The organism is Microbacterium sp. UBA1612, from assembly GCF_002321605.1.
Classification (GTDB): Bacteria; Actinomycetota; Actinomycetes; order Actinomycetales; family Microbacteriaceae; genus Microbacterium; species Microbacterium luteum.
This window is the reverse complement of the sequence record NZ_DCMW01000003.1, coordinates 237,956-261,023: the sequence shown is the minus strand read 5'-3', so window position 1 is coordinate 261,023 and position 23,068 is coordinate 237,956. Positions and strand designations below refer to the sequence as shown.

The window sequence follows — 23,068 nt, the reverse complement described above, 5'->3', positions numbered from 1 at the left end:
TCAGGCCGTGCGGCCGGCCGGCGCGACGGCCTCGGTGGTCGCGGTCATGCGCAGCGCATCCTCGGCGGCTTCGTACGAGAGCAGACTCAGATGGTCGTGCTCGAAGCGGAGGCGGTGGATCGAGCCGTTCGGCAGGCGCTCACCGTCGAGGGGGAATTCGCCCGCGCTCGCGTGGCGGATCACCTCGCGGATGAGCGCGCCGTGGCTCACCACGATGACAGTGCTCGTCCCCGGCGCCGTACGGCTGCGGGCGTCGCCGACCGCCGAGCGCAGGCCGCGCAGGGCGCGGCGTCGGACATCCGGCCACGCCTCGGCTCCGGGCACCTCCGCGCGGTCCCAGGAGCCCCACCGTTCGGAGAACTCCTCGGGTCGAAGGCCCTCCGCCTCACCGTAGGCGCGCTCGCGCAGATCGGGGTAAACACCCACGCCGCCCACGCCGAGAGCGTCGGCGATGATCTGCGCGGTCTCGCGAGCGCGACCCAGATCGCTCGCGGCCATGGCGACGGGCGCATTGGTGTCGAGGATGTCGCGCAGGTGGCGCGCGGCATCAGCGGCCTGCGCCCGACCGGCTTCGTTGAGGGGGATGTCGGTGGAACCCTGGATGCGCCGCTGGCGGTTCCAATCGGTCTCACCGTGGCGGACGAGGAGGAGGGAGGTCACCCCTCGAGACTAGACGCGCCGCCGACCCGGGCGGGCAACGCGGCGGCGAACGCCTGGAGCACTTCCGTCGTGCCGGCGTCGACCTTCACCGTCGCCCGGCGGTCGCCCCGGGTCTGCCCGCGGTTGACGATGACGATCGGGAGTCGGCGACGACGGGCCCGCTCGAGGAGCCGGATGCCGGAGTTGACGACGAGGGAGGATCCGGCCACGACGAGGGCATCGCTGGCTCGGACGAGCTGCTCCGCCTCGCGGAACTTCTCGGCGGGGATGAACTCGCCGAAGAAGACGACGTCGGGCTTCAGCATCCCGCCGCAGACGGTGCACACCGGCACGACGAAACCGTCCGTGGTTCCGGGAAGCACGTCTCCGTCGGGCCCGAGTTCCACGCTGTCGGGAACGGTGATCCAGGGGTTCTCCGCTTCGACTCTCTCGGCCAGGTCGCGACGATCGAAGACCTGTCCGCAGTGGGTGCAGAAGACACGTCGCATCGTGCCGTGCAGCTCCACGACGCGGCGGCTCCCCGCGCGCACGTGCAGTCCGTCGACGTTCTGCGTGATGACTCCCGTCGTGACGCCGTGCTCCTCGAGTGTCGCGAGTGCGGCGTGCCCGGGATTCGGAGCGGCACCGGCGAAAGCCTGCCATCCCAGGTGGCTGCCGATCCAGTATCGGCGCCGGGCCTCGTCGCTGGAGAGGAACTGCTCGACGGTCATGGGGGTGCGCACGGGCGCCCCCTCGCCGCGGTAATCGGGGATCCCGGAGTCGGTCGACACGCCCGCGCCCGTCAGCACGGCGACCCGCCGCCCCGCGAGGGCGTCGATGGCGTCCGCCACCGTGGGGGAGAGCGCCGCACCGCCCGCCGTCGTGAGTGTCACCCGGTCACCTCCGATGCGAGTGTATTCGCCTGCAGTTGCGAGGATGTTACGTCAGGGCCGAGGAAGGGAGCCGAACGTGCGGGTCGAACGCGTGGACGATGCGGGGGATCCCCGGCTGCGGGACTACCGCGACCTGACCGACATCGCGCTCCGACGCGTGAGCGAGCCGCAAGGCGGTCTGTACATCGCGGAGTCGGCGAAGGTCATCGCTCGCGCTCTCGGGGCCGGTCACGCCCCGCGCTCGCTTCTGGTGCAGCAGAAGTGGCTCGACGACGCGGACTCGCTTCTCGCGGCGCATCCGGATACCCCCGTGTACGTCGTCCCGGCCGAGATCGCCGAGCAGGTCACGGGCTATGCGGTTCACCGGGGCGCTCTCGCCTCGATGGCGCGTCCGGCCCTTCCGAGCGTGCATGAGACCGTCGCCGGAGCGCGTCTGGTCGTGGTGCTGGAGGACATCGTCGACCACACCAACGTCGGAGCGGTGTTCCGCAGTGCCGCGGCTCTGGGAGCAGACGCCGTGCTCATCACGGAGCGGTGTGCCGACCCGCTGTACCGGCGCAGTGTGCGCGTCAGCATGGGGACGGTCTTCCAGGTGCCGTGGACCCGCCTTCCGGCCTGGCCGCAAGCGCGCACGATGCTCCACGCATCCGGATTCCATCTCGCCGCTCTCGCGCTGTCCGACGATGCCATCGGCCTCGACGCGTTCGCGGCCGCCGATCACGATCGGGTGGCGCTCCTGCTGGGTGCCGAGGGTGACGGGCTCAGTCGCCGCGCCGTCGAGGCCGCCGACAGCGTCGTGACGATTCCGATGGCCGGCGGCGTCGATTCCCTCAACGTCGCCGCAGCCGGTGCGGTGGCCGTCTGGGCGCTCAATCCCCGTCGTCGATGACGCGGCCGGCCGCACCACCGAGCGGCAGGGCATCGGGACGCTTCGCGGTGACGTGGTCGCCGGAGGACTGATGCCGCACGCGGCGCAGCACCCACGGCACGAGATACTCCCGCGCCCACACCAGGTCGCCGGACCGGGCCTTGCGCCACGTCTGCCGGGGGAGCGGGTCGGGCTGCATGGCGAGCAGATCGTTGGGCACGTTCAGTGCCCGAAGCACCATGCGAGCGACCTCGTGGTGACCGAGCGCATTCATGTGCAGGCGGTCGTCGTCGAAGAACCGCATGTCCTGCACCTCCTTCAGCGCCCACTGGTCTGCGACGATCGCGTCGTAGCGGTCGGCGATCGCGCGGATGTTCTCGTTGTAGATCGCCACCTTGCCGCGGATGCCGCGGAACACCGGCGTGAAGTCGGTGTCGATCCCGGTGAAGACCACGAGGGTCGCGCCGTCGCGCGACAGACGTGCGACGGCGTCCTCGAACAGTTCGGCGACGGCATCGGGGTCGCTCCCCGGGCGGATGACGTCGTTGCCCCCCGCCGAGAACGTCACGAGGTCCGGCTTGAGCGCGAGCGCGGGTTCGACCTGTTCGGCCACGATCTGCCCGATGAGGCGCCCCCGCACGGCGAGATTGGCGTACGCGAAGTCCTCCACCTGGTCGGCGAGCACCTCGGCGACCCGATCCGCCCATCCCCGATGCCCACCCGGCGAAGCCGGCTCCGGATCGCCGATGCCCTCGGTGAACGAATCGCCGATCGCGACGTAACGACGCCACGGATGCGGTCCGGTGTTCTCGACGAACGGGGTGCGGTTCGCGCTCGCGCCTGCCATGGATCTCCTTCGGTTCGTGACCGATACGAGGCTATCCCCGCGCGGCCGCCGCCGGGAGCCGACGTCGCGGGGCTCGTCTAAGGTAGTCAGTCGCATCAGCGGATCACACGACAGGGAGGGATGCCGGGTGCTCGACGAGTCTCCTCCCGCAAACGGCGCGCATCCTTCCGACGCTCACCTCGGGAGCTTCGCGGCCGAACACCTCTCGCCCACGTACCCGCAACGCGCTCCGTGGGGCACCGCGCAGCGTCTGCGTGCCTGGCAGGCCGAAGCGCTCGACCTGTACTTCTCGATGGACGGCCCCGATGGTCCGGGTTCCGGTCCGCGCGACTTCCTCGCTGCCGCGACCCCCGGCGCCGGCAAGACCACGTTCGCGCTTCGCCTCGCGACGGAACTGCTGCGGCGGGACGTCGTCGACCGCATCGTCGTGGTCGCCCCGACCGAGCACCTGAAGACGCAGTGGGCGGATGCCGCTGCCCGGGTGTCGATCCGCCTGGATCCCGCCTTCAGCAATCGTCACGTCGCTCCCGCTCGGCACTACCACGGTGTGGCCGTCACCTATGCCCAGGTGGCCGTCAAGGCCTCGGTGCACGAGCAGCTCGTGCTCGACCGTCGCACGCTGGTGATCCTCGACGAGGTGCATCACGGCGGCGACGCTCTCAGCTGGGGGGATGCGCTGCGGGAGGCGTACCGACGCGCCACGCGTCGTCTGCTCCTGTCGGGCACACCTTTCCGCAGCGACACCGCGCCGATCCCGTTCGTCGAGTACCACCCCGACGCGAAGGGTATCCGACTCTCGCGGACCGACTACAGCTATGGCTATCGCCGCGCGCTCGAGGACGGCGTCGTGCGGCCGGTGATCTTCCTGGTCTACGCGGGGCAGATGCGCTGGCGCACCAGGACCGGTGAGGAGATGGAGGCCCACCTCGGCCAGGACAACACGAAAGACATCACGTCCCAGGCATGGCGTACGGCCCTGAACCCGGAGGGGCAGTGGATCCCGGCGGTGCTGCGCTCGGCGGATCGACGGCTGAGCGAGGTGCGCGAGCATGTGCCCGACGCCGGAGGACTCGTGATCGCGACGGATCAGACCGCGGCGCGCGCCTACGCCGCGATCCTCGAGCAGATCAGCGGCGAGGCGCCCACGGTGGTGCTCTCCGACGAGGCCGAGGCGTCAGCGCGCATCGAGGAGTTCGCGCGCGGTGAGAAGCGCTGGATGGTCGCGGTGCGCATGGTGTCGGAGGGTGTGGATGTGCCGCGCCTGGCCGTCGGCGTGTACGCCACCTCCGCATCCACACCCCTGTTCTTCGCGCAGGCCATCGGGCGGTTCGTGCGCGCGCGCCGTCGCGGCGAGACCGCGAGCGTCTTCCTGCCGAACGTCCCCCAGCTGCTCGCTCTCGCCAACGAGCTGGAGCGCCAGCGCGATCATGCCCTCGATCGCGATTCCGACGGCGACGAAGACTGGAACGCCGAGGAAGACCTCATGGACGCGGCCGAGCGCGACGAGAAGGCTTCCGACGCGCTCACCGAGGAGTTCTCCTATGAGGCGCTCGGATCGTTCGCTCATTTCGACCGCGTGCTCTACGACGGGCGCGAATTCGGTCAGCTGGCCGTGCCGGGAACCCCGGAGGAGGAGGAGTTCCTCGGTCTGCCCGGACTCCTCGAACCCGAGCACGTGCACGAGCTTCTGATGCAGCGTCAGGCCCGACAGGGCCGGCATCGCAAGGAACGCGAGTCGAGGGAGTCGGCCACCGATCAGCCGCCTTCGCCGGAACAGACGCTCCCGCCGGCGCTGCACCGGACGCTCCGCGAACAGCGGCAGCTGCTCAACAGCCTCGTGGGACTCTATGCCCGGCAATCGGGTGAGCCGCACGGCGCCGTCCACGCCGAGCTGCGGCGGGTGTGCGGCGGACCGGCGGTCGCACAGGCGACGGTGGCGCAGCTGCAGTCCCGCATCGATGTGCTGCGCTCCCGCGTGCGCTCCTGACGTCGACGGCACCGCTTCCGGCGGCTTCGGAGCTCCGAAATGCTGGCAATACCGGCCGACACGAGTGGCGTAGGTGCCCGCGATGGCTAGCGTGAAGTGTGCCCGAGACCACACCGATCGCCACCCCGAGGGAACGACGCCGCTGGGCGCGATACCTCGTCGACGAACGCGCCGAGGCCGACGTCTATCGTCGTCTCGCGTCTCGCCGTACGGGCGAAGAGCGCGCCATCCTCATCGCCCTCGCCGAGGCCGAGGGCCGTCATGAGGCGCATTGGCTCGCACTTCTCGGCGGAGAGCCCGAACGGCTGCCGCATCGCAGCGCATCCAGCGTCATCCTCGGGTTCATGGCGACGCGCTTCGGATCGGTCTTCGCCCTCGCTCTCGCGCAGAACGCCGAGGCCCGCTCACCGTACGACGACGATCCGGCGGCGACGCCGGCGATGGCTGCCGACGAGCGCGTGCATCACGAGGTGGTCCGAGGCCTCGCGGCGCGCGGACGACGTCGCCTGTCGGGGGTGTTCCGCGCGGCCGTGTTCGGTGCCAACGACGGACTGGTGTCGAACCTCGCGCTCGTGCTCGGCATCGGCGCGACGGGAGTAGCGCCGCAGTTCGTGCTCTTCAGCGGCATAGCCGGGCTGCTCGCGGGCGCGCTGTCGATGGGGGCGGGCGAGTACGTGTCGGTGCGTTCTCAGCGGGAACTGCTCGAGGCAGCGCGCCCGAGCGACTACGCCGACGACGCGCTCGCTCACCTCGATCTGGATGCGAACGAGCTCGCCCTGGTGTACCGCACGCGGGGGATGCCGGCCGACGAGGCCGATGCGCGCGCCCGCCAGGTGGTCGGCTCGGCGCGCGAAGGCGGCTCGACGTCCCTCGTCGTGGCCGCCGACCTCGACGGCGACGACGTGATCGGCGGCGCTTGGCGAGCCGCGGGTTCGAGTTTTCTGTTCTTCGCCTCGGGCGCGATCATCCCCGTACTGCCGTGGCTTTTCGGGCTCACCGGACTCGCAGCGGTCCTCCTCGCCCTCGCACTCGTCGGCCTCGCACTGCTGGCCACGGGCGCACTCGTCGGGATCCTGTCGGGGGCACCGCCGATGGGTCGCGCGCTGCGCCAGCTCGCGATCGGGTGGGGTGCGGCTGCCGTCACCTACGTCCTGGGGCTGCTGTTCGGCGTCGGCGTGGCCTGACGTTCGCCGCCTCCCGTCGAAAAACGCCGTTTTCCCCGAGAAACCACGCAAGGCGTGGTTTCTCGCGGCGTTTGTGGTTTCTCGCGCCGAGCGGCGCCGAGCGGCGAGGGAGCGGCGACGGAGCGTAACGACGAAAGGGCCCCGATATCGGGACCCTTTCGGACTGTGCGCGAGGGGGGACTTGAACTGACCTCGACCCCCTCGCCCCGCGAATCTCGGTTCGGCGTTCTGCCGCATAAGATCAACGATCTACGGCATGTGACCCGTGGATAACTTCACCGCGATGCCCCGACCTACAGGTTGCTTAGCACTTTCATTAGCACTTTTCTCGGCTGCTGCTTGAGGTGTCGGATGGAGTCATAAGCTCCGAGAGCGCGCCCAGTCCACGATTGCAGGCGCGAGGCCACCACGATCTCGACCAGGTAAAGTGCAATCCCGGCTTGGCTGCTCCTCGCCCACCTTCGGCGTCGCAGGCAGCCGCTTGATGGGCAGAGTCGTCAAGCTCATCCGCTCAGACATCCTCAGACTCGAATACAGCCGCCCCATAAGCGCCGCCCGTGATGGCTTGCCCTATGAGGGGGTGATCTCTCAGATGTCGTCGCCGAACGATTGGGGCGTCGTCCGCGCCCGCCGCACGGGGCTCCTGCCGCCAGGACGCCGCGGATGCGCGGGATGGCGTCCCCCTTCGCCAGCGGCAGGCGGTCTCCCTATCGAACATCGTGCGGAGTTGCTGATCCTTGCGACACTGATCGCTGTGGGTTTCGCTGGATTGTCCGGCGTATTATCTCGACATATGGAGCGATTGTCTCGACTGACGCCGGCCACGATTGACGTGTTGAAGATGCTCGTCGCGGCTGAGGGTCCTGTGTGGGGGCTTCAGATCGTCAAGACGACGGGTCGGCCGAGTGGCAGCGTTTATCCGATCCTCGATCGCCTCGAATCTTCGGGCTGGGTCTCCAGCGCGTGGGAGGACGACACATCCCGGCGGGGCCCGAGGCGTCGCTACTACCAGCTTCAGCAGGAAGCGCGGGAGCTAGCCGCCGCGGCGGTGACCACCCTGGAAAACAAGCAGAAGACGATGCGTTCATCGCGGGTCCGGCCGGCGGGCCTGGCGGAAGCCTAGACATGGACAGCAGGAGGCGGGCAGCACGGCTCACGGTAAGGGTGGCCGCTGCGCTGCTCCCCCGCCCAGAGCGCCGAATCATGGCCGAGACGTGGGCGGCCGATCTGGACTACGCCGACGAGCTCGGCGTAGATTGCGGCGACATCGCGCGCGGCGCCGTCACCTTCGCGGTTCGCCGGGGTCCATCCGCATGGTGTCGGAGGCGATGGGTGAGAGCCACGCTCATCACCGGCGCGCTCTTGATGTCAGTGGCTTTCATTCCCCCTTGGTTCCTCATTGCCATCGTGGCTCTAGGGTTGCTCGTTTGGCTGATCGCCGCACCCACGGGCGAGCCACCGAAAGCGTCGAGAACGTCGCGCCACTTGCTTTAGCTAGATATGTAGATATAGCCTCGATTCGCGGATCACCGGATCGATTGGCGGACAACATGCGCGAGACGCGGCAGTGGCAACGATGGGTTCCTCTCGTCTTCGCGGCGATCGTCCTGATTGCCCTCGCGGTGTTCCCGGCATGGGTCGCGGTTCCCGCTGCTGCCGGGTTGGCCGTGCTCTATCTGATGTTCTCCCCGGTCAGAGTGGTGCCGCCGAGCCGACCGTGACACTTCCGCTCCCGTTTGCTTGCCATCCCTACATATGTAGGCCTCGCCTGCGATTACGCCTCGCCTTCGAGGCGCAGGGATCACAGACGGGAGAACGAACGTGAAGAACAGACGAGTGGCGGTCCTCGCGGCCGCGATGTTGGGAGTACTGGCAATATCGCCGGCTACGGCCGCAAACGCGGAGGACGGCGAAAGCCTCGACGCTCTGCTAGCGCGGGTGGCCCCGGAGGTACGCGAGAACCTGTACGACGGCGCATCCGCCGCGCGCGGCGTGGAGGCCGTCACGCCGGCGACCGTTCCGACGACAGGAGCGGAGCCGGTCACCACTCACGGCGAAGACCGGAGCGTGTCGATCTGGCTCCCCACGACGACGGCCGTTGCGGAGGAGTCTGTGGCGGGCGAAGACGTGCGGCTGTTCGAGCACGGAAACGGCGCGACCAGTGTTCCGCTGGCGAAGGACGACGGGTCGGTGCAGATCCTCACCCTCATCGGCAATGTCAGCGCGCCGGAGAGCTACAGCTACAGCGTCGACGTGGCGGAGGGCGCGACGCTGGCGGTCGACGAGGATGGCGCGGTGCACATCACCAGCGCGACCGGGGAGTTCATCGGTGGCGTCGCTCCCGCCTGGGCGGTGGACGCCAACGGTGCACCCGTTCCCACCAGCTACCAGGTCGACGGGACCACGCTGACGCAGCTGATCGATCACGACGGCGGGCAGTACGCCTACCCGATCGTCGCGGACCCGTGGCTCGGCCAGGACCTCTACTACCAGCCGACGGTCACGTTCCCCTCCGGTGGTTACAAGATCAACGTCACGCCGCGGGCGTGGGGGCAGACCTGGGCCGGCCCGGCAACCTGGTTCGCGCACGTCGACGAGGTGAAATCGAAGCTCGGCGGCAACGCGTGGCGATGGACGAACACCATCCAGGAGCAGTTCTACTGCCACATCGCGGGCCTTCCGGCATCCCTCCCCCAGTACAACCTCGAATCCTGGCGGCCGCTCGTCGGCTGGGCGCAGTCACTCGCCCAGTACCGCTGCAACCCTTACGACGGCGCCTGGTCGTAACCACCAGTGCGGGGCCGGCCGGTCCCTGACCGGCCCCGCACGGACACCTCAGAAGGAGAACCCCATGACGACTCAACTCGCAACAGCACAGACGGCCCGCATCCGGGCACTCATCGTCGTGGGGGTGGCTCTCGTCACCGCAGGGCTGTACTCGATCGTCACCCTGCTCTATTCCGTGTTCGCCCGCTACATGTACGTCGAAGATCTCGACCTCGGCCTCGACGAGAACACGGTGTTCCTACTGACCCGCATCACGCCTACCGACCGCGGCATCCTCATCCTCGGCGGCATCCTCACCCTCCTCGGGGTCGCAGCACTCATCGCCGCCGCCGTCCGCGGTCGTTACCGCCGCCGCTCGGGCTTCGTCCCGGCATAGGAACAGCGAGGAGGCCGCCAATCCAGACCCATTCACTCCAACAACCCAACAGCACTCATCCATGCGTTCAAGGAGTTATGTGATGTCAACACTTCGTCGGTCTGCCAGGACCGTCGCGGCAGCAGTCGCCGCATTCGCGGTGGTCGTCGGATTCGCCATCGGTGGCCCTGCCCACGCTACTGAGGTAGCACCCCCGCCCGTCGATGATTCGTCCCTTACCGAACCCGCCCCGCCGATCGACACATCGCTACCTGGCGTCGCAGAGCGGATTGCTGAGATCGAAGCGAACGGCGGGGAAATCCTCGGCGGCTCCTCCGTCCAGTACGTCGAGGAAGGCGCAAGCGACGGCGCCGTGGCTCAACGCGCGTTCCCATCTGGTTGTGGTTTGACGGTTCTGATCTACAAGCAGACGTCGCAGATCGTCTCCGACAACCTCACAAGCTGCCTCGCCCCGTTCGTGAGCGCTGCGATGTCCTCCACGATCGGGTTCCTCGCCTGGGGCCACTACAACAACTTCGTGGCCAGTCGATCGGCGCAGCGCACGGGCGGTTCGAGCCTCGCCCTGGAGTACGCATACAACTGCTACGACAATGTCGACCGAACCATCTTCCGCACCGTCACCAACGGCACCCTCGTCAGAGGTGGCACCACGTACACCGCGGCCGCGTACGACATCGTCGACACCCCCAACTGCGGAACCTCGTAACACGACACCGCAGTCCTACAAGGGTGGGTGGGCTTGGTTACGACCGAGCCCACCCTTCGATCATGTCCAGGCCCTTTCGATAGGTGGCGTCGTCGGAGTCCATGAGCAAGTCGAGAAGATGAAGAACCTCATACTGCTGCTGCTCGGTGCCCGCGCTTGGAAACTCGTCACCATACCTGACCCAGGACGCATCGTCGCGAAGACGTACGAGGACGTTTCCCAAGAACACAGCCGAGGCATCTTCTATTCCATCGGCCCGAATCGCGTCGCTCTGAGCCCGCACAAGGTCACCGAAACGTCCGACGCTGGAAGCTAGATGGGTTGAGTCCACACCAAGACCAAGACAGAACTTCGTAAATGGCTCGTACCCCAGCAGATGACGGACTACGACGGAACGACTCTCAGCATCAGCCCGATACGCGGCACGCCCACGCGGGATCACCCGAACGCTCGACACCGGATGACCGGGATCGGAGAACAGTTGTTCGTCGTTCATGGCCTTCCTTCCCTGGACGAGTCGCGTCAGCAATTCCATGGTGTCACATAGCGTGAGCGCCTACCCCCGCTCGCTTGCCGACAGGTAGCCGCCGCCCCGCTACATCGACCGCAACACAACCAAGCCGACAGCTCGCAACTCCAAAACAAGCTCCCCAGCCTTGAGTGTCAGTGAAGTGACCTCCTTTTCCCGTCTTCTCCTTCTGAATGAACGTATGCTACCGTGGTAGATAGTTCAGTTGCCGTAGTAGAAATCATAGGCGGTGAGTCCCATGCATGGCGGTGTGATCCTGTTCCGGGGAACCGGGGCCGATGCGCGCCGTTATGTCGAGGCCGATCGCTCTCGCGCGGATGACTACTATCTCGGCGCAGATGCAGCGGTGGCGGGGTTCACCGCGCTTGATGGCGACGGGAGTGTGGCCGCCGCGCTCGGGCTTGACCCGGAGACGTACTTTGCCTGGGTGGACTGGACGAACCCGCTCACGGGTGAGTCGATGGGCAAGCCGCGCCTACCGGGTGAGGGGCGGCTAGGGTCGCCACGGTTCGCGGAGATGGTCGTGAACGCCCCGAAGTCGCTCTCAATCGCCGCCGCGCTCCACCCGGAAGTCTCAGGCGCTCTCGACCGGGCGCAGCAGGATGCCGTGGGCGAAGTTCAGCACTGGCTCGCCCAGCATTCCGTGACCCGTGTCGGGCCGCGCGGCAAGCAGGAGATCGTGTCTGTCTCGCAGCTGCAGACGGTGGCGGTGTCGCACCGCACGAGCCGGGCGGGTGACCCGCACCGGCATGTCCACTTCCAGATCGGCACCCGCGTATGGGCGGCCGGGAAGTGGCGGGCGTTAGACACCGCGGCGCTGTTCAAGCAGCAGGGTGTGATCCGCGCCCTGGGCACCGCCGTCATCGCCGCACACCCGGAACTTGCGGGAGTGCTGGATCGGCACGGCTTGACCCTTGATCCGGTGTCGGGTGAGGTGGTCGAGCTCGAGCGGTTCAACGACGTGATGAGCAAGCGCGGCGACCAAGTACGCAAGCACCTGGAACGCTTCGAGGCCGAGTGGGAGGCGGCGCATCCTGGCGAGGCGATGGGGCCGGTCGTCTCGGCCAGGCTCGCGGCGAAAGCGTGGGCGCATGAGCGGCCCGCGAAGAAGCCCATCACCCTGCACGAGGAACAGGCATGGGTGAGCGAACTACGCGACGCCGGCTACGACCCGGACACGTTGCGTCGGCCCGTGCGCCGTATGCCGACGTCGCTGGATGACCTCTCCGTGCAGACCGTTGCGAACCGTGCGCTGAATCGGTGCGCCGCGGGCGGTTCGGCGTGGACGCGCCACTCGGTGCAGGAGCACGTCACCCGGATCATGACCGAGTACGGCGTGCAAGCCGCACCGGCCGAGATACGCGAGTTCGTGAACATCGCCACCGCGTTGGCGATGGAGGATTGCTTCTCGATCCTCCCGACCGGCGCACCTGCCCCGGAGCATGTGGCGCACCTGACCAGCTTGCGTGTGGTGCAGGCGGAGACGGAGCTGCGCGACCTCATCGCCGCGCAAATCCCGCAACAAGACCCTGGACACCCGGACGTGCGCAAGGTGGCGCGCAGACACGGCCTGGATGCCGGGCAGGGGCGCGCCGCCGCTGCGGTTGCATCGACCGATCCTCTCGTGGTCGTGGAAGGTGCAGCAGGTAGCGGGAAGACGACGATGCTCGGGGTTGCAATCGAGGTCGCTGCTCGACACGGGCGGGCGTCGCGGGTTGTTGCGCCGACGTTGCGCGCCGCGCAGGTCGCGCACGATGAACTCGGTGTGCCCGCGACCAGTGTTGCGGCGCTCGTGCACGCGCACGGGTGGCGATGGAACAGCGACGGCGTATGGACACGCCTCGCGCCCGGCGACACTGACCCCGAAACCGGGCGCATCTATCGCGGCCCGGCAGAGGGCGCGCGGCTGGCGCGCGGTGAGCGGGTGATCGTGGACGAGGCCGGGATGCTCGACCAAGACACTGCAATCGCATTGCTCACCGTCACCGCCGAAGCGGGCGCGACCGTCGCGCTCGTCGGGGATCGCGCGCAGCTCGCCGCCGTGGGTCGCGGCGGGGTGCTCGAGATGGCCGCACAGCTCCGGGGCCGCACGTTCGACATGGCGCACGTGCACCGTTTCACTGACCGCGCCTACGCCGACCTGACGGTGCGGATGCGCGACGGTGGCAACCCCGGCGAGGTGTTCGACCAACTCACCGCGCTCGGCCTCGTCCGCCTGCACGCCAGCAACGAGGACATGCGCGAGCACATCGCCGGGCACCGCCGGGAGGGAGAGGCGGTCACGGTCACGTCCAACGACGAGGCCCGCAGTGTCAACGCGCGTATCCGAGAGGAACGAGTGTCGCGCGGCGAGGTCGACGACCACCGCACCGCCACCGGCAACGACGGCCTCCCCATCGGTGCCGGGGACGTGATCCAAACACGCAAGAACAACACCAGCATCGGTGTCGCGAACCGGCAGAACTGGATCGTGCAACGCGTCGAGCAGGACGGGGCATTGCGTGTGCGCGAGGCGGGGAGCGGGCGGAAGCGGCAGCGCACCGTCAGGCTCCCGGCCGAGTATGTGGCCGAACACGCGCACCTGTCGTATGCGGCGACCGCCTACGGGGTGCAGGGCGCGACCGTCACCGGGTCGCACACGATCCTCACCGACGCGACCAGCGCCGCAGGCGTCTATGTCGGCATGACCCGCGGCCGCGAGCAGAACCTGTTGCATGTCGTCGCCGAGAGCCAGGAGCGGGCGCGGGAGCAGTTCGTCGCGGCGATGGAGCGCGACCGCGCCGACCGCGGCCTCACCGACGCGACCGAACGCGCAGCAGAGGCCGTGCGGGGACTCGTGGATGAGGGGCCGGTGCGGCTCGTGCAGACGGAGCGGGCACGCCTCACCCAGCTCATCGAACGCGCGAAGCAGCAAGCCGCCCTGTTCGAGAATGCCGCCGTCCGATTCGCTGCACAGAAGCGGGCGCATCAGGTCGAAGCCGAGGAGCACGCCGAGCTTGTGACCCACGCGAAGAAGACCGCCGAGCACACCCGCAACACGGTCACAGCCGACGTGGAGACGCGAACCCGCGCGGACGGGCAAGAACTCGTGAAGGCTCGCGCGCATCTTCACGCCGCCCGTGAGGAGGCGCGGGCGGCGAGGTTCGGGCGCAGGCGCACCGCCGCCCGGAACATCAACCTCGCGGAAGAATCGGTCGAGAAGATCGAGCAGCAGGTCACCCAGGCCTGGGGCACCGCACCGTCTCTCTTGCGCCCCGTCACCGAGTGGGCGCAGACGATCGCAACCGGACATGCCGCCGCCCACCCCGAGGTGCGGGCGGCTGAACAGGCCCTCAGCGACGCCGAGGCCGCGAGGCAGCAGACGGCCCAGCGGCAGGCCGTCGAGCGGGATCGCCTCACCATCGAGATGTACGGGGCGGAACAGGCACGGCAGATGCGAGGCACCTTCCGCACCCCCAACCCCATGGCCGACGCCGAACACGCCAGGAAGCGGGCAGTCGAGGCTCGGCGGGTGATCGCGGAGTTGGACGCGCGCCCCGTCGCTGAGGCCGCCGAATGGCTCACCCAGCGGCGGGAGCAGCAGCGGGTCGAGCGCGAGGCTCTGCAAGCTCGTCAGGAGGCCCTCGCCCGCCGCAACACCGGGCTGACGAGAACCGGCCCTGATCAGGACAGAGGGCGGCCAGGACTCAGCCTGTAACCATGCGCTGGCAGAATCAGCCGCCGCGCTGGCAGACGGTTCGTTGAGCCGCGGCGCGATCAGATAGCTGCGCGCTCCGTCAACGCCGGTGGGGTGATGCGGAGGGAGGCGGAATCTCCATTGCTTGCGCTTTGGGGTGCCCGCTCTCGTATACTTGCAATATGGAAAGTACAGATGATTTGGCAAGCGCAGCGAGCGAACGGCTCCGGGAGTTCGCGCGGTTGGAGAACAGTGCGAGTGAGCGCAGGCCCTCCCGCGGGTACTGGTGGCTGATGCTTTGGTCAGCGGTTCTGATCGCCGCCTATGTTGGGGTGTACCTGTTCACGTTCGGGGGCTCCACAGTGGAACAAGTCTCAGAGCGCACTGGCGGCTATTCGGCGACGTGGGTGATGCTCACACCAGTACTGACGTTCAGCTCGCTCCTCAGCGGGGCGCGCGAACGCTTCAACATCCGAGCCAAACCATCGCCGCTGCATTGGGGCTTCTACGGCCTCGTGATGGCAGGATTCGTTGCGCTGGGAGTGCTGAGCATCACGGGTATCGCCTACCCATGGTGGCTGAACGTGCTCGTTCCCCTTGCCCTCTTCGTCACGATGGCGGCAGCGCCCGTGCGAAACCTTATAGCTGTCTCGCGCAGATCGTCCGAACCGTGGGGCCGTGCTCCTCTGAGCACAGCGTCCCGTCTCATGACGGTGCTTATCGGTGCGGCCATCGGCGTGCTGCTCATCACGTCTGCCTACCCTCTTGCTGCGGCGATCTCCGGCATTGTCGTCATGGTGTTCCTGATCGTCGTGCTCGTGAGTTGGCGCGCCTCGTTCGGGCTTCCGCGAGTGGGGTATCAATGGGGCTCGCTCCATTGGGTGTGTTTCGGGGCATGTGCGTTGGTCGTGTTCGCGTGCGTGCTCCTGACGACATTCACGAGCTGGTTCACCGCCCCTTACACCGTGGCGGCGGGCGTGCTCGTGTTCATCATCATGGGTGTGGCGGCACTCTTCCCTCGCAGTGACCCCCAACGAGAGCTGTGATGGCGCATCCCAGGCATGAGCTTGACCCCGCCTTCCAGACGCCGTTGCGGTTCTCCCTAATGGCGGCACTGGGGCGACGCACCGAGATCGACTTCGGAACGCTCCGTGACGCCTTGGAAGCCGATGATTCTTCACTCAGCAAGTCCATCTCGCACCTGGAGAAGGCGGGCTATGTGAAGACCACTAAGGGGTATGTCGGCAGCCGCCCCAGAACGTGGATCGAAGCCACTAGCAAGGGCGAACGTGCCTTCACGCGTCACCTATCAGCGCTGCGAGCGATCACCGAAGACCGAACAGCCGAATAGGCCGAGTAACCCACTCATGGGTTCACAGGGACAGTCCGCCGTGGGGCGTTGGCGGTTCCGGGCGGCGTGTCTCCGTGTCGAACGACTCCGCGGCCGAATGAGAACGGCGGCGGCGGGCTGCGGCGAGTTCGCGATCCAGCACGTCCGGCGTCCGCGAGATACCGCGCGCTTCGAAGCTACGCACCTGCTCCACCGTCAACGCCTCCCCACGTCGCCCGCTTGCGTCGAGCCGGTGGAGGTTCTGTCGCGCGTCAGACTGTTTGGCAGGGCTGTTAGTTGAGTCCTGAGCGGAGAGTTTGACCATGGGTAGACCACCAGCGATCCCGGTGGAGAAGAAGACGCGGATCGTGCTGAGCGTCCTCGCCGGCGAGATGACGATCGCTGAGGCGGCTCGGCGCGAGAAGGTCAGCGAGCAGTCGATCGGTCGGTGGAAGGCGGACTTTCTCGAGGCGGGGAAGACCGGACTGGCGGCGGGGAAGTCCGGGCCGTCGACGCGGGAGCAGCAGCTCGAGGCGGAGGTCGCGGATCTGACCCAGGCGCTCGGTGAGGCGGCGGTCGAGATCCGGGTGTGGAAGAAGTCGGCGGAGGGCCGGTTGGGCCCTTCGAGGACCTCGAGGTGATCCGCATCGAGGCGGGCATGTCGACCGCGAGGTTCTGCAGGCTGATCGACATGCCCGAACGCACCTGGCGTCGCTGGCAGGCCAAGGCGAAGCAGGAGCAGCCGCCGAAGGGGCCGTGGCCGCAGCCCGCGAGGGACGCGGCGCGGGACCTGGTGACCAAGCACGCGCTGGCGAAGCCGGCGTGGGGGCACCGGAAGATCTGGGCGCTGACCCGTCACGACGGCCACAAGGTGTCGCAGGCGACGGTGCTGCGGCTGCTGCGCGATGACGGGCTGATCCTGCCGTCGGAGTATCAGAAGCAGCGGCGTGAGCTGGCGAAGGATCGCAAGGCCGCGTTCGCGAAGAACCCGACAGGCCCGAACCAGGTCTGGCAGTTGGACTTCAGCGAGTTCGAGACCACGACCGGCGGGACGTGGCGGATCGCGGGGTGCCGAGACTGGTACTCCAAGCTCGAGCACCCGTTCCACGTCTCGCCGACCGCGAACCAGTACGACGCGATCGCCGCGATCGAGCTCGCCCTCGCCGACTACGAGGTCATGTTCGGGCACCCGCTCGTCGACGAATGCGAGGTCGACCCCGACACCGGTGAGGTGCTGCCGGTGCTGACGATCGTCACCGACAACGGCGGCCCGTTCCGGTCGCTGAACTTCGAGCTGTTCATCATGAGACACCCCGAATTGCGGCACGTCCGCACCCGGGTGAAGACCCCCGGGCAGAACGGGTCACGCGAACGCGGGTTCGGGACCCTGAAGTACGAGCGACTGTTCCTCGACGAGATCCCCGACGCGCTGACGCTGATCGAACGCGCCGAGGACTACCGGACCGAGTACAACACCGAACGCCCGCACGAGGCGATCGCCTGGAACCGGCCGATAGAGGTGCACATGGGCCTGGCCGACCCCACCACCCCCACCTTCGAAAGAGAAGAAATCCTGCCAACAACTTGACGCGGGACAGTTCGGCCGGATCAGCGCGTCGATGCCTGTGTGGTCTTCCACGATCGCGAGGGTGCGGGCGTGGGCGAACACGTCGCCGGGAATCTGCGACCAGTCGATGCCCCATCCGGCGTCGCTGGCGAGCTGGTTGAACATGATGTGCTGGCTGCGGGTGTTCACGTCGCGGAACGGATGGATCGCCGTCGTTTCACCCCACACCCAGGCAAGCCCGTCGGAGAACGCATCCGCGTCCAGGTCGCGGAGGTGCTCGCGGGCGGCGAGTTCGCCGAAGACGCGCTCTGCCTCGGGCACGATGAACGGCGGACGGCAGTGTGCGATGCCCGTGCCGCCGGGGTGAGTGTCGGTGTCGCGAATGTCACCACCCCAGACATACAGATCAGCGGTCAGGTGCCTGTGGATGGCCTGCAAGTGGGCGAGTTCGAATCGTCCGGGGATCGGGTGCTCGGTGAGTTCGACCATGCGCTGATGGATCGCGGCCGTCTCCACGGCTTTCCAGCGGTCGTAGTCGGTGATGCCGAGTTTGTTGATCAGAACGAGGCTGTTCGGGTAGCTGTAGCGGTCGGGCACTGGTGCTCCTGCCCGGACGGGCTACTTCTCGGGGAAGCTGTCAAGCGCCGCAGCGATCGCCTCGCGCACCGCCTCATCCGCGGACAGTTCACCGCGCACCTGACGGCGGGCAATCTCTCGATCCGCCTCAGTGACGACCGCACCGGCCGTGACCTGCCCGGCCTCGACCTCCGCGAGCACGCGCCGGACATGGGCCTCGGATACCGGAGTCTTGAGAGCCATGCGGGGTGCCTCCTTATGGTTGGCGTTCTGTACCTAGTTTACGTCGCCCCACCGACATCCACCGGGAAGCCAGGGGCGGGGGTGCCGATTCGGCACAGCCAGCGGAGGTGTCAGGCTTCCCCGTTGTCAGTCACGGCGTCCGCGAAGAGGGCAAGGAACTTCTCGCGGGGGATCACGATGCGCCGCCCGAGCTTCACATGCGGGATCGTACCCTCGTTGATGCTCGTGGTGATCGTGCGGGGATCGACGCCGAGTGCTTCGGCGGCTTCTTTGCGGGTGATGACGAGGCTGCGCCGCTTGCGGAGGTCGTCCATGTCAAGGGTGCTCTGCCGCATGTCGCACCATCCGTTCGTGTCAGCGCCGAGAAATGTGGTTCATCCCACCGTAGAGAATCGCACTTGCACTGTCAAGCATTGCGTTGTAGTTTTCTACTATGGAAACAGAGAGGGTGCGGGGCAACCCCGCAGGCATCACGAACACGCACGTCGCGCAGAACATCCGCGCGGCCCGGCAAGCGATCGGTATGGACTTGCGCACCATGTCCGACGGGCTGAAAGCCGCCGGGCGAAAGCTCTCCACCTCGGGCATCAGCAAGCTGGAGGCCGGGGATCGTCGCGTGGACGTGGACGACCTGACCGTGATCGCCTACCTGCTGCGCACCACCCCCGCCGCGCTCCTGACCCCACCGGACGAGCAGACGACCCTCACCGGGGTGCCGGAGGAGTACGAGCCGGAGGAGATCGACAGGTGGATGCGCGGGGAACTCGTGCTCACCGATGAGGGGCTGTTCAACTACTGGCAGCAGGAATGGGTGATCTGCACCGACCGCATCCACCACCTCGAAACCACCCTCGCGGGCATGACCACCCCCAGCAGAGACGACCCCGAGAAGCCGAGCGCGCACCCCAAGACCATCGCCGCCTACCAGGAACGTTTGGAGACGGCACGGGCACGCGCGCGCGTGATCCAGGAGCGCGGCGTGCAGCTCGACCCGGAAGGGCGCGTGTTCAACGCCGCCGACTACATCGAGAACTACGGCGACACCCATCGGCCTGGGCAGACGACGGCAAGGAGCACCCGGTCATGACGAAAAATCCACAGTCCGCAGGGCAGGGCGGTGCGGATGAGAAGCAGCAGCGGCGCTCCCGCTCGCGGCAGCCCGGCTCGATCCAGTCCTACGACACCGACACGGGGAAGCGGTGGCGGTTCCAGATCTACGTCCTGAAAGACCCCGAATACCCCGAGATGGGATCGCGGCGGTTGACCCGTTCCGGGTTCACCAGCACCGACGAGGCCAACGACGCCTTGCAGGAGGCGTTGAAGCAGCGGAAGCAGAACGAGAAGTTCGGCAACAAGGTTCCGACCGTGGGCACCTATGCGGATGAGTGGGTGGCGGGGCTCAAGCTCGCGGCGTCCACGACCAAGGGCTACAAGAAGATCATCCGCAACCACATCCGCCCCCAGCTCGGCACAATCCGGCTCGACAAACTCACCGCCACCCGCATCGCCCGCCACTACCGCGACCTCGAAGACCACGGCCGCAACGACGAATACGGCAAAGGACAGCCGCTCTCTGCCAACAGCGTCCACAAGGTGCATGTCGTGCTGGGTGCGATCCTCGACGCGGCGATCGACGACGGGCACCTGACGGTGAACCCGGCGAAGAAGAAGCGCACCGTGAAGCCGCCGAAGTCCAGCGAGGTGCGGGCGCAGAAACCCGAGATCGCGACCTGGACGGCCGAGCAGTTGCAGACCTTCCTCACATGGAACCGCGACACCCTCGACGACGAACTGTTCCCGCTGTGGCGACTCATCGCCTACACCGGCATGCGCCGCTCCGAAGCGCTCGCCCTCAAGTGGTCGGACATCAACACGAAGACGATGCGAGTCAGCATCCGCCGCGCCGTCGATACCGACGACTGGACGAAGACGAAGACCACCAAGACCGGGCAAGCCCGCGTCATCGACGTGGACACCGAGACATTGAAGGTGCTCGCCTCCTACAAGGTCGCGCGGGCCGAGGTGTCGTTCGAGCTTGCGAAAGCCGACGCCTACATCTTCGGCGACGACGACGGGAAGCTCCGCTCACCCGACGCGATGACCAGCCGCTGGGATCGCCGCCTCAAATGGGCCACCGCGAAGTTCGACTCCCTACACCGGGTCACAATCAAAGGACTGCGTCACACCCACGCGACCCTGCTGCTCGAACTCGGCGAACACCCCAAGGTCGTGCAAGAGCGGCTCGGGCACTCCACGATCACCACGACGATGAACATCTACTCTCACGTCACCCCGACCATGCAGCGCTCCGCTGTAGACCGCTTCGCCGCCCATCTCAACTCGTAAGACCTATGGTCGTGCGTCGGCATCGCAACGCTAAAGGGACCCTGTCGTCGCCGATACGGGACGCCGTTGATCTCCGGGCGTCCAAATGACGCAGCCGCGCTGGTAACCCGCTTGACTCCGAGCCTCTCATAACACGGAAGACGTCATGCCATGCATGAGCCGCATGATTCCGGTCACCTTCTAGTCTTCGAGAGCGTCTCGGCCTGTAGCCGAATGGCGCGAAAACAGTTAGCCTCTCGCAATGTCCCGGGGTCTGTCCGATAAACGGTGTGTGGGGTCCGGCGGTTTTCATTAGTAGGTGGTTCTCTCGAACCGTCCGGCGAAGGTGATCGCGAACGCGTTGAGCGCTGGCTTCCACCTGATCACCCAGCGTGCCCTGCCGCCGCCGGTGGGGTCAAGCGAGCGGGTCACGAGGTAGAGACACTTCAACGCGGCTTGCTCGTTCGGGAAGTGCCCGCGCGCCCGGACCGCCCTGCGGTATCGGGCGTTGATCGATTCGATCGCGTTCGTCGTGCAGATCACCCTCCGTATCTCGACGTCGTACTCGAGGAACGGCACGAACTCCGCCCAGCCGCTCTTCCAGAGCTGGATGATCGCCGGGTATCGCCCACCCCACTCGGCGGCGAACTCTTCGAACCTGTCTTTCGCGGCCTGCTCGGACGGGGCCGTGTAGACCGGTCTGAGCGCCTTCACGATCGCGTCGCGGCGTTGGCGGCCGGCGTAGCGGAAGCTGTTGCGGATCAGGTGCACGATGCACTGCTGCACAACCGCCTGCTCCCACGTCGTGTTGATCGCTTCGGGGAGTCCCTTCAGCCCGTCGCAGACGGCGATCAGGACATCCTCGACGCCACGGTTCTTCAGCTCCGTGAACACCTGCAGCCAGAACCTTGCGCCTTCGCCGCCATCACCGGCCCAGATCCCCAGGATCTCCCGTTCCCCGGCCGTGGTGACGCCCATCACGACGTAGAACGGGGTGTTGCGGACCTGCCCGTCGCGGACTTTGACGACGATCGCGTCGACGAAGATCACCGGGTAGAGCGCGTCCAACGGTCGCGCGGACCACTCCGCGAGCTCCCCGGCGACTTTCTCCGTGATCCGGCTGATGGTGTCCTTGGAGACCTTCGCCCCGTAGACCTCGTCGAAGTGCGCCGCGATCTCACCTGTCGTGAGCCCGCGGGACGAGAGGGAAAGCACGATCTGATCGATCCCCTCGAGGCGGCGTTTCCGTTTGGGGACGATGACCGGCTCGAACGACCCATCCCGATCCCTGGGGACCTCGATCTCCACCGGGCCGATCTCGGTCAACACCGTCTTGACCCGCGTCCCGTTGCGCATATTCGCGGCCGTCGGCGTCCCGCCGTGATCATGGCCGAGATGCTCGGTCAGCTCAGCGTTCAACGCCGTCTCGAGCACACTCTTGGTGAGCTGGTTCAGCAGCCCTCCCGGGCCCACCAGGCTCACGCCCTGTTCCTTCGCCTGCGCGAGCAACCGCTCCGCGAGGTCCTTCTGATCGATGATCTCCCCGGTCACGGGATCAATCATCGTCTCGTCCAACATCTTGGTCGTGTCAGCCACGGCCATCTCCTTTCGGATCAGGCCGGACCCTCACACACCGTTATTCAGACAGTCCCATGTCCCGAGATGGCGTCGGCGTCAGCATGAAGAGTCGCCCGGCCAGCCCCGGCTACGAGAGACTGCCGCGGGAATATCATTTCGGAGTCACGGATGATCGGAGCGCTCGAGAGTGTTCGCGAGCGTCTGGATGAACTTGCCGACCGCATCAGGGGCTGGCAGGTCGATTCGGAGTCGGATGCTTCCCGCTTTCGGTCCTGTGCCGTTGACGATTGCCGCCCCGCCGAGTTGGTCGAGAAGCGGGCCTATGGCGTCTGCTGCATCGGCGGGCAGATGGCCGACGCCGCGTCCGTTGGAGGTGACGGCGACCCCGGCTGGGGATCTTCGCGTGCGGGGCTGGGTGCGGAGGACGTAGGTGCGAGGCGCTTGGCTGTCGCGTTCGCGATCGTTCACGAGGTAGTGGGTCCGTTCCAGGGCGACCGGCCGTGTCGGCAGGTGCCGGAGATCGGGAAGTTCGTGGTGGCGACTGATGCGACCGGTTGTGATGTGTAGAAGTTGTTCCCACCATGCGGGCATGAGCGCCCCTTCTCCTCGGATCGGTATGCCATCACCGAGGCGGAGCACGCTTCTACTATGTCAGCCCGTGCTGTGAATCCTCCGGCCAGCCGCGGGCCCGGACAGATCGCGCAGAGGCAATGTCGTTGATCACCGGTATTCTCTGGCGATTGAGCGTAGCGTGAGGAGCATGTGGACAGTTCTTCTCATCCTGCTTGTGGCCTGGGCGGTGCTGTCGATCGTGGGATTCGTGTTCGAGGGCCTGCTCTGGTTGGCCATCATCGGAATCGTGCTCTTCATCGGCACCCTGATCTTCGGGATACTCCGGCAGCGCGCCAAGCGGGCCAAGGCGTAGTCACCCCCGCACGGGACGCACGGGGTGCGGTC

Annotated in this window: 24 protein-coding genes and 1 pseudogene; 16 read left to right on the top strand and 9 right to left on the bottom strand. The window is 67.1% G+C overall.

The features are described from left to right. Together B3S45_RS01800 and B3S45_RS01795 are read right to left on the bottom strand one after the other, a co-directional pair. Window positions 1–660 (bottom strand): histidine phosphatase family protein, encoded by a 660-nt coding sequence (locus B3S45_RS01800; RefSeq protein WP_286717058.1) that lies wholly within the window; start codon window positions 658–660, stop codon window positions 1–3. Then, window positions 657–1,532: a Sir2 family NAD-dependent protein deacetylase gene (locus B3S45_RS01795; RefSeq protein WP_071043551.1), complete on the bottom strand. Its 876-nt coding sequence runs from the start codon at window positions 1,530–1,532 to the stop codon at window positions 657–659. The genes B3S45_RS01800 and B3S45_RS01795 overlap by 4 nt, the downstream gene beginning before the upstream one ends. 76 nt (window positions 1,533–1,608) lie before the next feature. Here B3S45_RS01795 and B3S45_RS01790 point away from each other — a divergent pair, with 76 nt between their 5' ends. Then, the gene (locus tag B3S45_RS01790; RefSeq protein WP_286717057.1) at window positions 1,609–2,421 is read left to right on the top strand and encodes a TrmH family RNA methyltransferase; all 813 of its coding nucleotides are present in this window, start codon (window positions 1,609–1,611) and stop codon (window positions 2,419–2,421) included. On the opposite strand, the gene B3S45_RS01785 is transcribed toward B3S45_RS01790, so the two are convergent. Further along, window positions 2,402–3,247, bottom strand: a complete 846-nt coding sequence (locus B3S45_RS01785; protein WP_194383171.1) for an SGNH/GDSL hydrolase family protein — start codon at window positions 3,245–3,247, stop codon at window positions 2,402–2,404. The two genes, B3S45_RS01790 and B3S45_RS01785, sit on opposite strands and share 20 nt — an antisense overlap. A gap of 127 nt (window positions 3,248–3,374) precedes the next feature. Between B3S45_RS01785 and B3S45_RS01780 the strand changes: the two genes are divergently transcribed. The 7 genes from B3S45_RS01780 to B3S45_RS01750 all read left to right on the top strand — a co-directional run bounded on the left by B3S45_RS01780 (window position 3,375) and on the right by B3S45_RS01750 (window position 10,287). Beyond that, the gene (locus tag B3S45_RS01780; protein ID WP_286717055.1) at window positions 3,375–5,234 is read left to right on the top strand and encodes a DEAD/DEAH box helicase; all 1,860 of its coding nucleotides are present in this window, start codon (window positions 3,375–3,377) and stop codon (window positions 5,232–5,234) included. A 98-nt stretch (window positions 5,235–5,332) separates the two neighbouring features. Then, a complete protein-coding gene (locus tag B3S45_RS01775; protein WP_286717053.1) occupies window positions 5,333–6,418 on the top strand; it encodes a VIT1/CCC1 transporter family protein in 1,086 nt (361 codons plus the stop codon). Window positions 6,419–7,211: 793 nt separating this feature from the next. Beyond that, a complete protein-coding gene (locus B3S45_RS01770) occupies window positions 7,212–7,541 on the top strand; it encodes a PadR family transcriptional regulator (protein ID WP_286717051.1) in 330 nt (109 codons plus the stop codon). Window positions 7,542–7,968: 427 nt separating this feature from the next. After that, on the top strand, window positions 7,969–8,139 hold the full coding sequence (locus B3S45_RS01765; RefSeq protein ID WP_242086871.1) for a hypothetical protein: 171 nt from the start codon (window positions 7,969–7,971) through the stop codon (window positions 8,137–8,139). 100 nt (window positions 8,140–8,239) lie between these two features. Beyond that, the gene (locus B3S45_RS01760; RefSeq protein WP_286717048.1) at window positions 8,240–9,205 is read left to right on the top strand and encodes a DUF2599 domain-containing protein; all 966 of its coding nucleotides are present in this window, start codon (window positions 8,240–8,242) and stop codon (window positions 9,203–9,205) included. A 64-nt stretch (window positions 9,206–9,269) separates the two neighbouring features. Continuing rightward, complete coding sequence (locus tag B3S45_RS01755; protein ID WP_286717047.1) at window positions 9,270–9,581, top strand: hypothetical protein; 312 nt, start codon at window positions 9,270–9,272, stop codon at window positions 9,579–9,581. A 385-nt stretch (window positions 9,582–9,966) separates the two neighbouring features. Continuing rightward, window positions 9,967–10,287 (top strand): hypothetical protein, encoded by a 321-nt coding sequence (locus B3S45_RS01750; RefSeq protein WP_286717045.1) that lies wholly within the window; start codon window positions 9,967–9,969, stop codon window positions 10,285–10,287. 37 nt (window positions 10,288–10,324) lie between these two features. On the opposite strand, the gene B3S45_RS01745 is transcribed toward B3S45_RS01750, so the two are convergent. Beyond that, window positions 10,325–10,822: a hypothetical protein gene (locus B3S45_RS01745; RefSeq protein WP_286717044.1), complete on the bottom strand. Its 498-nt coding sequence runs from the start codon at window positions 10,820–10,822 to the stop codon at window positions 10,325–10,327. Window positions 10,823–11,054: 232 nt separating this feature from the next. Between B3S45_RS01745 and mobF the strand changes: the two genes are divergently transcribed. The 5 genes from mobF to B3S45_RS01720 all read left to right on the top strand — a co-directional run bounded on the left by mobF (window position 11,055) and on the right by B3S45_RS01720 (window position 17,410). Beyond that, on the top strand, window positions 11,055–14,513 hold the full coding sequence (mobF, locus tag B3S45_RS01740; protein ID WP_286717102.1) for a MobF family relaxase: 3,459 nt from the start codon (window positions 11,055–11,057) through the stop codon (window positions 14,511–14,513). Window positions 14,514–14,674: 161 nt separating this feature from the next. Further along, entirely contained in the window at window positions 14,675–15,538 is an 864-nt protein-coding gene (locus B3S45_RS01735) for a hypothetical protein (protein WP_286717042.1), read from the top strand. Further along, window positions 15,538–15,843: a transcriptional regulator gene (locus tag B3S45_RS01730; RefSeq protein ID WP_286717041.1), complete on the top strand. Its 306-nt coding sequence runs from the start codon at window positions 15,538–15,540 to the stop codon at window positions 15,841–15,843. Before B3S45_RS01735 ends, B3S45_RS01730 begins: the two co-directional genes overlap by 1 nt. A gap of 302 nt (window positions 15,844–16,145) precedes the next feature. Next, complete coding sequence (locus B3S45_RS01725; RefSeq protein WP_286717040.1) at window positions 16,146–16,463, top strand: transposase; 318 nt, start codon at window positions 16,146–16,148, stop codon at window positions 16,461–16,463. Continuing rightward, on the top strand, window positions 16,460–17,410 hold the full coding sequence (locus B3S45_RS01720; RefSeq protein WP_286717038.1) for an integrase core domain-containing protein: 951 nt from the start codon (window positions 16,460–16,462) through the stop codon (window positions 17,408–17,410). The genes B3S45_RS01725 and B3S45_RS01720 overlap by 4 nt, the downstream gene beginning before the upstream one ends. Window positions 17,411–17,551: 141 nt before the next feature. Here the strand turns inward: B3S45_RS01720 and B3S45_RS01715 are convergent. The 3 genes and pseudogenes from B3S45_RS01715 to B3S45_RS01705 all read right to left on the bottom strand — a co-directional run. Further along, a pseudogene (locus B3S45_RS01715) lies at window positions 17,552–17,878 on the bottom strand (Fic/DOC family protein); the annotation flags it as partial. Window positions 17,879–18,007: 129 nt separating this feature from the next. After that, a complete protein-coding gene (locus tag B3S45_RS01710) occupies window positions 18,008–18,208 on the bottom strand; it encodes a hypothetical protein (protein WP_286717037.1) in 201 nt (66 codons plus the stop codon). A gap of 110 nt (window positions 18,209–18,318) precedes the next feature. Continuing rightward, entirely contained in the window at window positions 18,319–18,543 is a 225-nt protein-coding gene (locus B3S45_RS01705) for a helix-turn-helix domain-containing protein (protein ID WP_286717036.1), read from the bottom strand. Between the two features lie 98 nt (window positions 18,544–18,641). On the opposite strand from B3S45_RS01705, the gene B3S45_RS01700 reads away from it, so the two are divergent. Continuing rightward, the gene (locus B3S45_RS01700; protein ID WP_286717035.1) at window positions 18,642–19,295 is read left to right on the top strand and encodes a helix-turn-helix domain-containing protein; all 654 of its coding nucleotides are present in this window, start codon (window positions 18,642–18,644) and stop codon (window positions 19,293–19,295) included. After that, window positions 19,292–20,554, top strand: a complete 1,263-nt coding sequence (locus B3S45_RS01695) for a tyrosine-type recombinase/integrase (RefSeq protein WP_286717034.1) — start codon at window positions 19,292–19,294, stop codon at window positions 20,552–20,554. Before B3S45_RS01700 ends, B3S45_RS01695 begins: the two co-directional genes overlap by 4 nt. A gap of 291 nt (window positions 20,555–20,845) precedes the next feature. On the opposite strand, the gene B3S45_RS01690 is transcribed toward B3S45_RS01695, so the two are convergent. Beyond that, entirely contained in the window at window positions 20,846–22,096 is a 1,251-nt protein-coding gene (locus B3S45_RS01690; RefSeq protein WP_286717100.1) for an IS256 family transposase, read from the bottom strand. A 177-nt stretch (window positions 22,097–22,273) separates the two neighbouring features. Next, window positions 22,274–22,702 carry a hypothetical protein gene (locus B3S45_RS01685; RefSeq protein WP_286717033.1) on the bottom strand — a complete coding sequence of 143 codons (429 nt, stop codon included), beginning with the start codon at window positions 22,700–22,702 and terminating at the stop codon, window positions 22,274–22,276. Window positions 22,703–22,871: 169 nt separating this feature from the next. Between B3S45_RS01685 and B3S45_RS01680 the strand changes: the two genes are divergently transcribed. After that, a complete protein-coding gene (locus B3S45_RS01680) occupies window positions 22,872–23,036 on the top strand; it encodes a hypothetical protein (protein ID WP_193598841.1) in 165 nt (54 codons plus the stop codon). The last annotated feature ends 32 nt before the right edge of the window (window positions 23,037–23,068 follow it).

Excerpts from the sequence above, each read along its gene's own strand:
- B3S45_RS01685 (WP_286717033.1), bottom strand. The coding sequence starts at position 22,702 with ATGCCCGCATGGTGGGAACAACTTCTACACATCACAACCGGTCGCATC.
- B3S45_RS01705 (WP_286717036.1), bottom strand. The coding sequence starts at position 18,543 with ATGCGGCAGAGCACCCTTGACATGGACGACCTCCGCAAGCGGCGCAGC.
- B3S45_RS01695 (WP_286717034.1), top strand. The coding sequence starts at position 19,292 with ATGACGAAAAATCCACAGTCCGCAGGGCAGGGCGGTGCGGATGAGAAG.
- B3S45_RS01680 (WP_193598841.1), top strand. The coding sequence starts at position 22,872 with ATGTGGACAGTTCTTCTCATCCTGCTTGTGGCCTGGGCGGTGCTGTCG.
- B3S45_RS01735 (WP_286717042.1), top strand. The coding sequence starts at position 14,675 with ATGGAAAGTACAGATGATTTGGCAAGCGCAGCGAGCGAACGGCTCCGG.
- B3S45_RS01725 (WP_286717040.1), top strand. The coding sequence starts at position 16,146 with ATGGGTAGACCACCAGCGATCCCGGTGGAGAAGAAGACGCGGATCGTG.
- B3S45_RS01745 (WP_286717044.1), bottom strand. The coding sequence starts at position 10,822 with ATGGAATTGCTGACGCGACTCGTCCAGGGAAGGAAGGCCATGAACGAC.
- B3S45_RS01690 (WP_286717100.1), bottom strand. The coding sequence starts at position 22,096 with ATGATTGATCCCGTGACCGGGGAGATCATCGATCAGAAGGACCTCGCG.
- B3S45_RS01755 (WP_286717047.1), top strand. The coding sequence starts at position 9,270 with ATGACGACTCAACTCGCAACAGCACAGACGGCCCGCATCCGGGCACTC.
- B3S45_RS01700 (WP_286717035.1), top strand. The coding sequence starts at position 18,642 with ATGGAAACAGAGAGGGTGCGGGGCAACCCCGCAGGCATCACGAACACG.
- mobF (WP_286717102.1), top strand. The coding sequence starts at position 11,055 with ATGCATGGCGGTGTGATCCTGTTCCGGGGAACCGGGGCCGATGCGCGC.
- B3S45_RS01785 (WP_194383171.1), bottom strand. The coding sequence starts at position 3,247 with ATGGCAGGCGCGAGCGCGAACCGCACCCCGTTCGTCGAGAACACCGGA.
- B3S45_RS01710 (WP_286717037.1), bottom strand. The coding sequence starts at position 18,208 with ATGGCTCTCAAGACTCCGGTATCCGAGGCCCATGTCCGGCGCGTGCTC.
- B3S45_RS01765 (WP_242086871.1), top strand. The coding sequence starts at position 7,969 with ATGCGCGAGACGCGGCAGTGGCAACGATGGGTTCCTCTCGTCTTCGCG.
- B3S45_RS01730 (WP_286717041.1), top strand. The coding sequence starts at position 15,538 with ATGGCGCATCCCAGGCATGAGCTTGACCCCGCCTTCCAGACGCCGTTG.
- B3S45_RS01770 (WP_286717051.1), top strand. The coding sequence starts at position 7,212 with ATGGAGCGATTGTCTCGACTGACGCCGGCCACGATTGACGTGTTGAAG.